Source organism: Streptomyces sp. NBC_00872 (genome assembly GCF_045161915.1).
Classification (GTDB): domain Bacteria; phylum Actinomycetota; class Actinomycetes; order Streptomycetales; family Streptomycetaceae; genus Streptomyces.
The window spans coordinates 7560534-7572553 of the sequence record NZ_CP108806.1 but is presented as its reverse complement, the minus strand read 5'-3'; the positions used below and the strand labels follow the sequence as shown (position 1 = coordinate 7572553).

The 12020-nt window shown below is 68.8% G+C and carries 7 protein-coding genes and 1 rRNA gene; 4 read left to right on the top strand and 4 right to left on the bottom strand.

What is annotated here, in order from left to right:
* Positions 1-273: 273 nt before the first annotated feature.
* A 16S ribosomal RNA gene (locus tag OG214_RS32410) occupies positions 274-1801 on the bottom strand.
* Between the two features lie 587 nt (positions 1802-2388).
* Here OG214_RS32410 and OG214_RS32405 point away from each other — a divergent pair.
* Together OG214_RS32405 and ptsP are read left to right on the top strand one after the other, a co-directional pair.
* The gene (locus OG214_RS32405; protein WP_363085446.1) at positions 2389-2838 is read left to right on the top strand and encodes a PTS glucose transporter subunit IIA; all 450 of its coding nucleotides are present in this window, start codon (positions 2389-2391) and stop codon (positions 2836-2838) included.
* Between the two features lie 90 nt (positions 2839-2928).
* Positions 2929-4599, top strand: coding sequence for a phosphoenolpyruvate--protein phosphotransferase (gene ptsP, locus OG214_RS32400; RefSeq protein ID WP_363085445.1), 1671 nt, complete (start codon positions 2929-2931; stop codon positions 4597-4599).
* Between the two features lie 55 nt (positions 4600-4654).
* On the opposite strand, the gene OG214_RS32395 is transcribed toward ptsP, so the two are convergent.
* Positions 4655-5632 carry a hypothetical protein gene (locus OG214_RS32395; protein ID WP_405986716.1) on the bottom strand — a complete coding sequence of 326 codons (978 nt, stop codon included), beginning with the start codon at positions 5630-5632 and terminating at the stop codon, positions 4655-4657.
* Positions 5633-5717: 85 nt separating this feature from the next.
* A complete protein-coding gene (locus OG214_RS32390; RefSeq protein ID WP_405986715.1) occupies positions 5718-7751 on the bottom strand; it encodes an acetoacetate--CoA ligase in 2034 nt (677 codons plus the stop codon).
* 257 nt (positions 7752-8008) lie between these two features.
* On the opposite strand from OG214_RS32390, the gene OG214_RS32385 reads away from it, so the two are divergent.
* Positions 8009-10357 carry a TIM-barrel domain-containing protein gene (locus OG214_RS32385; RefSeq protein ID WP_382864057.1) on the top strand — a complete coding sequence of 783 codons (2349 nt, stop codon included), beginning with the start codon at positions 8009-8011 and terminating at the stop codon, positions 10355-10357.
* 128 nt (positions 10358-10485) lie between these two features.
* On the opposite strand, the gene OG214_RS32380 is transcribed toward OG214_RS32385, so the two are convergent.
* The gene (locus tag OG214_RS32380; protein WP_405986714.1) at positions 10486-11001 is read right to left on the bottom strand and encodes an NUDIX domain-containing protein; all 516 of its coding nucleotides are present in this window, start codon (positions 10999-11001) and stop codon (positions 10486-10488) included.
* Positions 11002-11149: 148 nt separating this feature from the next.
* Between OG214_RS32380 and OG214_RS32375 the strand changes: the two genes are divergently transcribed.
* A complete protein-coding gene (locus tag OG214_RS32375; RefSeq protein ID WP_363085906.1) occupies positions 11150-11959 on the top strand; it encodes a M15 family metallopeptidase in 810 nt (269 codons plus the stop codon).
* Positions 11960-12020 lie beyond the last annotated feature (61 nt).

The window sequence follows — 12020 nt, the reverse complement described above, 5'->3', positions numbered from 1 at the left end:
CTCAAACAACGACCAGCCACCCGCCACCCCACTCTCACGAGCGAGTACACCGGGACCGGCACATGAAGGGCGAGCAACGCTCGCACCCTCAGACACCCAACAGCGCGCCCCACACAGTCCACCAGCAAGAATCACGTTCCACGCCGAAGCAGTACTAGCAACCCTCACCAACAGACTGTGCCGAATAGTCAACGTTCCACCCATGAGCTGACCACCGTCGGACATGCGCCGACGAAGTGGCTCTCGACCCCGAAGGGTCTAGATGCTCCTTAGAAAGGAGGTGATCCAGCCGCACCTTCCGGTACGGCTACCTTGTTACGACTTCGTCCCAATCGCCAGTCCCACCTTCGACAGCTCCCTCCCCACAAGGGGGTTGGGCCACCGGCTTCGGGTGTTACCGACTTTCGTGACGTGACGGGCGGTGTGTACAAGGCCCGGGAACGTATTCACCGCAGCAATGCTGATCTGCGATTACTAGCAACTCCGACTTCATGGGGTCGAGTTGCAGACCCCAATCCGAACTGAGACCGGCTTTTTGAGATTCGCTCCGCCTCACGGCATCGCAGCTCATTGTACCGGCCATTGTAGCACGTGTGCAGCCCAAGACATAAGGGGCATGATGACTTGACGTCGTCCCCACCTTCCTCCGAGTTGACCCTGGCAGTCTCCTGTGAGTCCCCATCACCCCGAAAGGCATGCTGGCAACACAGAACAAGGGTTGCGCTCGTTGCGGGACTTAACCCAACATCTCACGACACGAGCTGACGACAGCCATGCACCACCTGTACACCGACCACAAGGGGGCGACCATCTCTGGCCGTTTCCGGTGTATGTCAAGCCTTGGTAAGGTTCTTCGCGTTGCGTCGAATTAAGCCACATGCTCCGCTGCTTGTGCGGGCCCCCGTCAATTCCTTTGAGTTTTAGCCTTGCGGCCGTACTCCCCAGGCGGGGAACTTAATGCGTTAGCTGCGGCACCGACGACGTGGAATGTCGCCAACACCTAGTTCCCAACGTTTACGGCGTGGACTACCAGGGTATCTAATCCTGTTCGCTCCCCACGCTTTCGCTCCTCAGCGTCAGTAATGGCCCAGAGATCCGCCTTCGCCACCGGTGTTCCTCCTGATATCTGCGCATTTCACCGCTACACCAGGAATTCCGATCTCCCCTACCACACTCTAGCCTGCCCGTATCGAATGCAGACCCGGGGTTAAGCCCCGGGCTTTCACATCCGACGCGACAAGCCGCCTACGAGCTCTTTACGCCCAATAATTCCGGACAACGCTTGCGCCCTACGTATTACCGCGGCTGCTGGCACGTAGTTAGCCGGCGCTTCTTCTGCAGGTACCGTCACTCACGCTTCTTCCCTGCTGAAAGAGGTTTACAACCCGAAGGCCGTCATCCCTCACGCGGCGTCGCTGCATCAGGCTTCCGCCCATTGTGCAATATTCCCCACTGCTGCCTCCCGTAGGAGTCTGGGCCGTGTCTCAGTCCCAGTGTGGCCGGTCGCCCTCTCAGGCCGGCTACCCGTCGTCGCCTTGGTAGGCCATCACCCCACCAACAAGCTGATAGGCCGCGGGCTCATCCTTCACCGCCGGAGCTTTCAACCCTCTCCCATGCAGGAGAAAGTATTATCCGGTATTAGACCCCGTTTCCAGGGCTTGTCCCAGAGTGAAGGGCAGATTGCCCACGTGTTACTCACCCGTTCGCCACTAATCCACCCCGAAAGGCTTCATCGTTCGACTTGCATGTGTTAAGCACGCCGCCAGCGTTCGTCCTGAGCCAGGATCAAACTCTCCGTGAATGATTACCCGTAATCGGGTCAGCACCACGAGAGCGGAACCACCAGCCGGAATAAGACCAGTGATTCACAGCGTCCTCGCTGTGTTACTTCAAAGGAACCCGAACCCACCGGAACACAAGTCCCGGAAGGACGGGGTATCAACATATCTGGCGTTGACTTTTGGCACGCTGTTGAGTTCTCAAGGAACGGACGCTTCCTTTGTACTCACCCTCACGGGCTTTCCTCCGGGCTTTCCCTTCGGTCCTGCTGTCTTGCGTCTCCGACTCTATCAGTCCTTTTCCCTCTCCCTGACCACCGATTCACAGGCATACGATTCGTAGGCATGCAAATGCGATGTTCGGAGAACGATCGAGAATTGATAGCTGCCACCGGCCCCCGACTCAAAGTCTCACTGGGGCCAGGCAGGAGTACGACCCTACATGCCGTCCACCGGCACAAGCAAATCGTTTCCGGTCTCCTCCGAGGTCCGCCAACCGGCTGGTCTCCCACGGAACCGGCACTTCCTATGACTTACCCTTTCTGAACAGCACGTCGTCCCATCACAGGCGGTGACGGCGGCCCGATCCCCCACCCCCTGGGAGGCCCCCATGACCATCGTGACCGCCCCGCTGCCCGGCCGCGCCATCGGACTCGGCGCCGTACCCGATCCGGTCTTCGCCGGCGCGATGGTGGGACCCGGGATGGCCATCGATCCGGTCCGGGAACCCGGTGAGGCCGTCTCTCCCGTCGACGGTGTCGTGGTCTCGCTGCATCCGCACGCCTTTGTCGTCGTGGACTCGGACGGGCGTGGAGTACTGACGCATCTCGGGATCGACACCGTCCAGCTCAACGGTGAGGGATTCGAGCTGCTCGTCAACAAGGGGGACAACGTCACACGCGGTCAGGGGGTCGTGCGCTGGAACCCCGTCGCCGTCGAAGAGGCCGGCAAGTCGCCGGTCTGCCCCGTCGTCGCGCTCGAAGCCACGGCCGACTCGCTCTCCGACGTCCGGGAGGACGGCGAGGTGAAGACCGGCGACACACTCTTCGGCTGGCAGTGACGCCGGTGCCGTATGTCAGGGATGAGCGCGGCGCGCTTGTCGTACTTCCCTCGCGGCGACCGGCTCGCCGCATAACCGGAGACGGGTGAGATGGAGACAAGGCTGCGAGGCGTCGGGGTCAGCCACGGAGTGGCGATCGGCGAGGTCAGGCACATGGGGACCGCGGTGCTGGAGCCGCCGGCCAAGCGGATTCCGGCGGAGGAGGCGGAGCGTGAGCAGGGGCGGGCCCGCCAGGCCGTCGACGCGGTGGCGGCCGATCTGATCGCCCGCGGGAATCTGGCCGGCGGAGAGGCCCAGGGGGTCCTCGAAGCTCAGGCGATGATGGCGCAGGACCCTGAGCTGATGGCCGATGTGGACCGGCGGATCGCGGTCGGGAGCACCGCCGAGCGGGGTGTGTACGACGCGTTCGCCTCGTACCGCGCGCTGCTCGCCAATGCCGGGGAGTATCTGGCCGGGCGGGTCGCGGACCTGGACGATGTGCGGAATCGTATCGTCGCCCGGCTGCTGGGCGTTCCGATGCCGGGGGTGCCGGACAGTGACGAGCCCTATGTACTGATCGCCCGCGATCTGGCCCCCGCGGACACCGCGTTGCTCGACCCCGCTCTGGTGCTGGGTTTTGTGACCGAGGAGGGCGGGCCGACGAGTCACAGCGCGATTCTGGCGCGCGCGCTCGGGGTGCCCGCGGTGGTCGCGCTGCCGGGTGCGCAGGAGCTGGCCGAGGGCACGGTGATCGCGGTCGACGGCAGCACCGGTGACATCTTCGTCGAGCCGGGTCCGAAGAAGCGGGCCGAGCTCGAACAGGCCGCCCTCGCACGGAAGGCCACGCTGTCCTCGTCCATCGGGCCCGGTGCGACATCGGACGGTCATACGGTGCCCCTGCTGGCGAACATCGGCGGTCCCGCGGATGTGCCGGCCGCCGTCGCGGCGGGTGCCGAGGGTGTCGGGCTCTTCCGTACCGAGTTCCTGTTCCTGGACGACAGCGGGCGAGCGCCGTCGGAGGAGAAGCAGATCGAGGCGTACCGCACGGTGCTCGAAGCCTTTCCCGAGGGGCGGGTGGTCGTACGGGTGCTGGACGCCGGCGCGGACAAGCCACTGGCCTTCCTCACCCCGGCCGACGAGCCGAACCCGGCGCTGGGGGTACGCGGTCTGCGGAGTCTGCTGGACCATCCCGATGTGCTGCGGACGCAGTTGACCGCGCTGGCGAAGGCCGCCCAGGGGCTTCCCGTGCATCTGGAGGTCATGGCGCCGATGGTGGCGGACCGCACGGACGCGAAGGCGTTCGCGGACGCCTGCCGTGAGGCCGGGCTGAGCGCGAAGTTCGGTGCCATGGTGGAGATTCCGTCCGCGGCTCTGCGGTCGCGCTCCATTCTCCAGGAGGTGGAGTTCCTTTCTCTGGGGACCAATGATCTGGCGCAGTACACCTTCGCCGCCGACCGGCAGGTGGGTGCCGTGTCGCGGTTGCAGGATCCCTGGCAGCCCGCGCTGCTGGATCTGGTGGCGCTGTCGGCCGAGGGTGCCAGGGCCGAGGGCAAGAGCTGCGGGGTGTGTGGTGAGGCGGCCTCCGATCCGCTGCTCGCCTGCGTACTCACCGGACTCGGTGTGACCTCGCTGTCGATGGGCGCGGCCTCGATTCCGTACGTACGGTCGGCGCTCGCGCAGCACACGCTGGCCCAGTGTGAGCGTGCCGCCGCCGCCGCGCGGGCCGCGGACACCGCCGACGAGGCCAGGACGGCCGCGCGGGCGGTGCTGTCCGGCGAGTGATCCGGAAGGAGGGGCTTTCCCGCCGTGGTGTGCGGTGGGGAAGCCCCTTCCGTGTTCAGTGGTGGGTGCCGGTGTCGTCGAGGCGGAGGCCGAATCCCGCGCGGTACTCCACGCCGGGCTCCGGGGAGAGCGGCTCTCCGGTGTCCGCGTCCATGCAGTATGCGTTGAAGACCTCGGCCTCGGTGAGCGGGACGGGTTCGCCGCGGTCCAGTCGCCAGCCGTGCAGCCGGTCGGGGGTGCCGGTGCCCGGCCCTGTCGTACGCAGGACGATCCCGCCCGGACTCTCCAGGGCGATACCCAGGGCCAGCACGCTGACGAACTCGGCTCCTTCTGAGGAGCCGAGCAGGGCGGGCGCCCCTTCGGGACTGTCGATGTGGAGGACGGCGAGAAGCTGTTCGCCGGCGGCGGGGACGCTGGAGACGAGATGGTGTGTGCCGGGGCCCGCCGCTTCGAGAAGCCTCTCCAGGATGTGGGAGGCGCGGTCGAAGGCCGCGCGTCCGATGTCCTGGCCGCAGTCGGCGCACTCCCCGAGGCCGGCGAGGACCGTTGTCGCGTACTCCCATGTCGCTCTGCGGACAGCGGTGCTGACCAGTAGGGGCACAAGACGGTCGATGGGCCGGCCCTCATAGGCGACGGCCGCTCCGCTCCCGGGGAGCGTGGCCGTGAAGCGGCTGCGGCTGACGGCGGAGTCCGGATCGAGTCCCCTCTCCGCGCAGTACTCCGCGAACTCCTCGGGGTCGAAGAGTCCCACGGTGATGTGCACACCCCGGGACGCCAGGGATGTGAGCAGTCCGTCGATCTGCCGCAGATAGGCGGCGTGGTCTTCGAAGGTGAAGGTGCGGTAGCGGCGCATCGCCGTGAAGTCCTGTTCGTCGGCGAGCAGGCCGACGGTGCTGGGGACTTCGCGGCGCAGTGCGCGCCGTGTGCTCCTGGCCGTCCGCCGGTGTCCCGGCCGGGCGGGTCCGGGCCTCTCCGTGTCGCCGGTGCGCCGCCGCTGTCCGGTCCGGTGCTGGTCCCGCTCGGTGTGCGCCATGTCTCCCCCTGAGTGCTGTCGGTCACTGCTCACTCACCGTAACCGGAGGGTCGGACAATGGTGCTCTTCCGTGGTCCCGCGGCCGTCAGTGGCGGGTGCGGGCGAGGTCCTCGTAGAAGCGCAGCAGATCGAGATTGTCGACGGAGCCCGCGTTGACGGCCTTGTCCAGCGCCGTGCCCTGGAGGAGTCGTTTGACGGGGACCTCGATGCGCTTGCCGGTCAAGGTGTGCGGAATGCCGGGGACTTCGATGATCTCGTCAGGGACATGGCGGGGGGAGAGCCGCTCGCGGATCGTCTCCTTGACCCGTGCGCGCAGTGTGTCGTCGAGGACGGCGTCCGGCGCGAGATGGACGAAGAGCGGCATCCAGTACCCGCCGTCCGGTTCCTCCAGGCCGATGACCAGGGATTCACGGATCTCGGGGAGGCGTTCGACGGCTTCATAGATGTCGGCGGAGCCCATCCGGACCCCCTGGCGGTTCAGGGTGGAGTCGGAGCGGCCGTGGATGACGACCGAACCGCGGTCGGTAAGGGTGATCCAGTCGCCGTGCCGCCAGACGCCGGGGAACATCTCGAAGTAGCTGTCGTGGTAGCGGCTGCCGTCGGGGTCGTTCCAGAAGCGCACCGGCATGGACGGCAGCGGGTTGGTGACGACCAGTTCGCCGACCTCGTCGACGACCGGTCTGCCCTGGGGGTCCCAGGCCTGGAGGTCCGTGCCCAGGCAGGGCGCCTGGAGTTCACCGATCTGGACGGGGAGGGTGGGTACGGCTCCGGCGAAACAGCTGCATACGTCGGTGCCGCCGCTGACGGAGGCGATCCACAGGTCCTCGGCCACATCGTCGTGGAGCCAGCGGAAGCCGTCGGGAGGCAGCGGTGAGCCGGTGGTGGCGACGCATTTCAGTCGGGAGAGGTCATGGTCGCGGCCGGGGTGCGCCTCCGCCTTGCGGCAGGCCATGACATACGCGGCGGAGGTGCCGAAGACCGTGGTGCCGGTCCGCTCGGCCACGCCCCACTGGGCGTCGACGGCGGGAAAGCCGGGGCTGCCGTCGTACAGCACGATCGTGGTGCCGGTGAGCAGACCGGAGACGAGGAAGTTCCACATCATCCAGCCCGTCGAGGTGTACCAGAAGAAGCGGTCCTCGGGGCCGAGGTCGAAGTGGAGGCCGATCTGTTTGAAGTGCTCCAGCAGAATGCCGCCCTGGGACTGGACGATCGCCTTGGGCAGGCCGGTGGTGCCGGAGGAGTACAGGACCCACAGCGGGTGGTCGAAGGGGACCTGTTCGAAGACGTCTCCCTCTTCTCCCTCTTCTGACTCTTCTGCCCCGTCGGACGGCCCTGCCTCGTCGGACGGGGCGGTGCCCGCGGTGAGGGCCGCCCATTCGAGGGCGCCCTCGGGGGCCGGCGTGCCCAGGAGCGGGACATGGATGACGGCGCGCAGGGTGGGCAGCTCCCGGCGGAGTTCGGCGACCGTACCGGTACGGTCGTGTTCCTTGCCGCCGTAGCGGTAGCCGTCGACGGTGATCAGCACGACGGGCTCGACCTGCTGGAAGCGGTCCAGGACACTGCGGGCGCCGAAGTCGGGGGCGCAGGAGGTCCAGACTCCGCCGACGGCGGCGGTGGCGAGCAGCGCCACGGCCGCCTGCGGAATGTTGGGGAGATAGCCGCTCACCCGGTCGCCGGGGCGCACACCGAGGGCGCGGAGCCGCCGGGCGAGGGAGACGACCTGGCGCCGTAGCTCGAACCAGCTCAGCGAGATCTGTTCATGTGTCTCGTCCATATACAGGATGGCCGGGTCATGGGCGCGGGCCGGGTCCTCGGCCGTACGCAGGGCGTGCTCGGCGTAGTTGAGGGTGGAGCCGGGGAACCACCGGGCGCCCGGCATGGTGCGATCCCCCAGGACCTGGGTGTACGGGGTGGAGAAGCGCACCTCGAACCAGTCGGCGACGGCTTTCCAGAAAGTGTCGAGCTCCTCGACGGACCACCGGTGCAGCGCCGCGTAACCGCCCTCGGCCGGGGCTCCGTAGCGCTCGGCCGCCCAGGCCTGGAAGCGGGTGACACGCGCCGCGGCGATACGGCCGGAATCCGGCCGCCAGAGGGGGGCAGGGCTTGCTGCTGCGGTCATGGGGCGGCTCCCGGCGGGCTCGGCACCGTGTACGGCGCTGGTGTACTCGTCGCTTCGTGCTCGACGCTGGTGTGCGTCGGTCGCGCGCACGGGCGGGGTGTGCGCGTGACACGACTGACACGGACGATGCCATGTGATCGTCCTCCGCACCAGGTCTCATCACCCATGGTCGACAGCGCGGATATGTGCTCTGACCACGGGTGAACGGGAGTTGAACGATGCCCCACGCACCTGTACCGGATGGCAGGCTGAGCGGCATGGACGGTCGTGAACTGGTGCGTTCGATGAAAGTGGTCGGTTCGGTGCAGGGGCTGCGCGCCATACGCTCGGCGTGGCGCGGGCGGCGTACGGATGCCAGGGAGCTGGCACCGCGCGGCGCGGAGCGGGCCCGGGTGCCGGGGCCGGTCAGCGGCGCGGAGCCGCTGCCGGGCGGCGGGATCGTACGGTTCGCGCGTGCGCGACTGCATGTGTGTGTCTCGGTGGGCGGCGCCGTGTTCTGGGGCTGGGACGGCGCCGAGGCGCTGCCCTCGTACGCGCTCGCCGACACCCCGCCGGAGCCGGACACCCGGGCCGGACTGGAGCCGGACACGGAGGGCGGCTGGCGGGTGGTGTCGGAGCGGGTGACGGTGGCGGTCTCGCGCCACGGCGGTGTGGAGGTCCGTACACCGGGGGGTGTGGTGCTGCGCCGGGAGCTGCCGCCGCGCTGGTGGGAGCCGGTCGGGGGCGGTCCCGCACGCTGGGTGCAGCGCAGCGAGGTGGCGGCGGACGCGCGGTTCTTCGGGCTGGGCGGGCGGGCGTCGGGGCCGCGGCTGCGGGACGGTACGTACCGGCTGTGGAACACCGATCCCGGCGGTGGCTTCGGTCCCGAGGACGACCCGCTGTATGTGACGATGCCGGTTCAGCTCGTGGTGGCCGACGGCGGGACGCATCTCGCCTTCCACGACAATTCCTGGGACGGCCGGGTCACTCTCCGGGAGGGCGAGGAGGGCGCGGGCTCGGGGCACGACCGGCCCGGCACGAGCGAGCTGCGGATGGACGGCGGGCCGCTGCGCTGCTGGGTGGTGACCGGTACGCCCGCGCGGGTGCTGCACGGCTGGACGGCGCTGACCGGGGCGCCCACTCCCCCGCCGTCCTGGGCGCTCGGTCCGCAGCACGCGCGCTGGGGTTTCGGCAGCGAGCGGGAGGTACGGCGGATCGTCGCCGGCTACCGGAAGCACGAGCTGCCGCTCTCCGCGCTCCATCTCGACATCGATCACTACGACGCACATCAGGTCTTCACCGTCGACCGGGAGCGCTTCCCGGATCTGCCGGGGCTGGCGGAGGAGCTGCGCGCGGACGGGGTGCGGCTGGTGTCGATCGTCGATCCCGCCGTGAAGGCGGAGCGCGGCAACGCGGTGTACGACAGCGGTTCCGCGGCCGGGGCGTTCGTACGGGACGCGCGGGGGCGTGATGTCCAGGGGGTCGTATGGCCGGGCGAGTGCGTCTATCCGGACTTCACGGATCCGGCGGTGCGCGACTGGTGGGGCGGTCTCTACGAGGAGCGGCTGGCGCAGGGCTTCGCCGGGGTCTGGCACGACATGAACGAGCCGGTGTCCTTCGCTCCGTTCGGTGACACGACGCTGCCGCGTTCGGCCAGGCACCGGCTGGAGGGCAGGGGCGGGGACCACCGTGAGGCCCACAACGTCTACGGACTCGCCATGGCGCGGGCCGGCTTCGAGGGGCTGCGGCGGCTCCGGCCCGATGAGCGTCCCTTCCTCTTCTCGCGTTCCGGCTGGGCGGGTATGCAGCGGTACGGGGGCACCTGGTCCGGCGATGTGTCGACGGGCTGGCCGGGGCTGCGGGCCTCGCTCTCGCTGGTGCTGGGGCTGGGGCTCTGCGGGGTGCCGTACTCGGGCCCCGACGTGGGCGGTTTCGACGGCAGTCCGTCGCCCGAGCTGTATCTGCGCTGGTTCCAGCTCGGGGCGTATCTGCCGCTGTTCCGTACGCACGCGGCGATCGACGCGGGGCGCAGGGAGCCGTGGGAGTTCGGGCCGGAGGTGCTGGAACACGCGCGTGCCGCGCTCGTCGGGCGGGAACGGCTGCGGCCGTACTTCGTGACGCTCGCCCAGCTCGCCCGGCTCACCGGGGCGCCGTACGCGCGTCCGCTGTGGTGGGGCGCTCCGGAGGACCGGGCGCTGCGTGACTGCGAGGACGCGTTCCTGCTCGGGGACGCGCTGCTGGTCGCGCCGGTGCTGGAGCGCGGTACGGACCGGCGGGCGGTACGTCTGCCGCGCGGGCGGTGGTACGACACGGCGACGGAGCGGGCGTACGAAGGGCCCGGCCAGGTGCTGCTGGACGCGCCCCGTTCCCGTATCCCGGTACTGGCGCGGGCGGGTGCGGTGATTCCCGTACGGGGCGCGGACGGCGGCACGGAGCTGGAGGCATGGGCTCCGGCGGCGGGGCGCGCGGGCGGCGGTCTGGTGGTGCGGGACCCGGGCGACGGCTGGCGGAAGGCGGAGGTGGAGCGGTACGCCTCGCGCATGGTGAACGGCGAGGTCCGGGTGTCACGGGTGACGGAGAACGGACCGGTGGAGCCTGAGTGGCCGGTACGGGTCAGGGGGCGGTGAGGGGTGTGAGGGTCCGTGAGGGGGCGGGCGTGGCGCTGAGGCGCGAAGGAGGGTGAGAGGCGGGGCGGGGTGAGACGGCGGGGCCTGCCGGTGAGAGGGTGCCGGTGAGAGCGGCGGCCTGGCGCCGGTCAGACGCCTCGCCCGGTGCCGTAGCGGCCGGCGAACCAGGACCGTACGGCCTCGGTGTGCAGCGGGAACGCCAGCCGTGCAGGGGCGCGCAGGACATGCCAGCCCGATGTCTCCTCCGTGGGCGCCGAAGGCGGCAGCTCACCGGCCCGCCGCTCCGGGAGCAGACCGAACAGCAGCAGATGTCCACCGGGTGAGCTGAGCGCGTCGGCCAGCCGTACGTCCGCGCTGTCCGCCTCGATCCCGGTCTCCTCGCGCAGCTCCCGTACGACCGCGTGCCGCCAGTCCTCGGCGTGGTCGATGAAGCCGCCGGGAAGGGCGATACCGCCGTACTCGGGCTCGATGGTGCGGGGGATGACGACCAGTCCGCCGCCCTGATCGTCCGTCACCGGCACCAGGGCGATGGCGACGGGCAGCGGATTGCGGTAGGCGGTGGCTCCGCAGGCGGCGCAGGTACGGGGCCAGCCGGCCGTCGCCGGATACGCCGTACCGCAGCTTCCGCAGTGCGAGTTCGGCACGGGCCTCTTCTTCGGTGCTGACACGTTCGGTTCTGACGCGCTCGGTTCTGACGCGCTCGGTTCTGACACGTTCTCGGGCTCGGACACGCGCGGACTGTATCCGATCACCCTTTCCCTCCGTCCCTGGAACTGATAGACGAAGATGCCCATGACAAGACTTCAGTCCGTGCTCCGTGTTCTGGCCGCCTCGGCCACCGCCGCGCTGTTCGCCGTCACCGCCCCCGCGCCCGCCGCCCAGGCCGCACCGGAGCCGTCCGCACCCGAGGAGTTCGTGGCCCTGCGCTCGGTCGCGCCGACGATCATCGAGGAGATGCGCTACCTCACGCCGCACAACTTCCTGGGCGAGCCGGTGGACGGCTACCGGCAGCCGGTCTGTATCGTCACCCGCTCCACCGCCGAGGCGCTGCGACAGGCGCAGTCCCTGCTGCGGAGGCAGGGCTACTCCCTGAAGGTGTACGACTGTTACCGGCCGCAGCGGGCCGTCGATCACTTCGTACGGTGGGCGAAGGATCTCCAGGACGAGCGGATGAAGGCGGAGTTCTATCCGCGTGTCGACAAGTCGCGGCTGTTCGAGGACGGTTACATCGCGGAGAAGTCGGGACACAGCCGGGGCAGCACGGTGGATCTCACGCTGGTGAAGCTGCCGGCCCTGCCGACGCGGCCGTACGTACCGGGCGAGAAGCCGGCTCCCTGCTACGGCCCGAAGGCCGAGCGCTTCCCCGACAACTCGGTGGACATGGGGACCGGCTTCGACTGTTTCGACACGCTCAGCCACACCGACGATCCCCGGGTCCAGGGTGAGCAGCGGGCGAACCGCCAGCTTCTGAAGGCGACGCTGACCGGGGTCGGATTCACCAATCTGGCCGAGGAGTGGTGGCACTTCACGCACAAGCCGGAGACCTTCCCGGACACCTACTTCGACTTCCCGGTGGCCTGGCGCTCGGTCGTACGGAACTGACGGCAGTACGGAAAGGCGGCGGAGAGCAGGGCGACGGACGGCCGGGACCACCCCCGTGAGC

Coding starts and splice junctions, on each gene's coding strand:
- OG214_RS32405 (WP_363085446.1), top strand. CDS start 2,389: ATGACCATCGTGACCGCCCCGCTGCCCGGCCGCGCCATCGGACTCGGC.
- OG214_RS32375 (WP_363085906.1), top strand. CDS start 11,150: ATGACAAGACTTCAGTCCGTGCTCCGTGTTCTGGCCGCCTCGGCCACC.
- ptsP (WP_363085445.1), top strand. CDS start 2,929: ATGGAGACAAGGCTGCGAGGCGTCGGGGTCAGCCACGGAGTGGCGATC.
- OG214_RS32390 (WP_405986715.1), bottom strand. CDS start 7,751: ATGACCGCAGCAGCAAGCCCTGCCCCCCTCTGGCGGCCGGATTCCGGC.
- OG214_RS32395 (WP_405986716.1), bottom strand. CDS start 5,632: ATGGCGCACACCGAGCGGGACCAGCACCGGACCGGACAGCGGCGGCGC.
- OG214_RS32385 (WP_382864057.1), top strand. CDS start 8,009: ATGGACGGTCGTGAACTGGTGCGTTCGATGAAAGTGGTCGGTTCGGTG.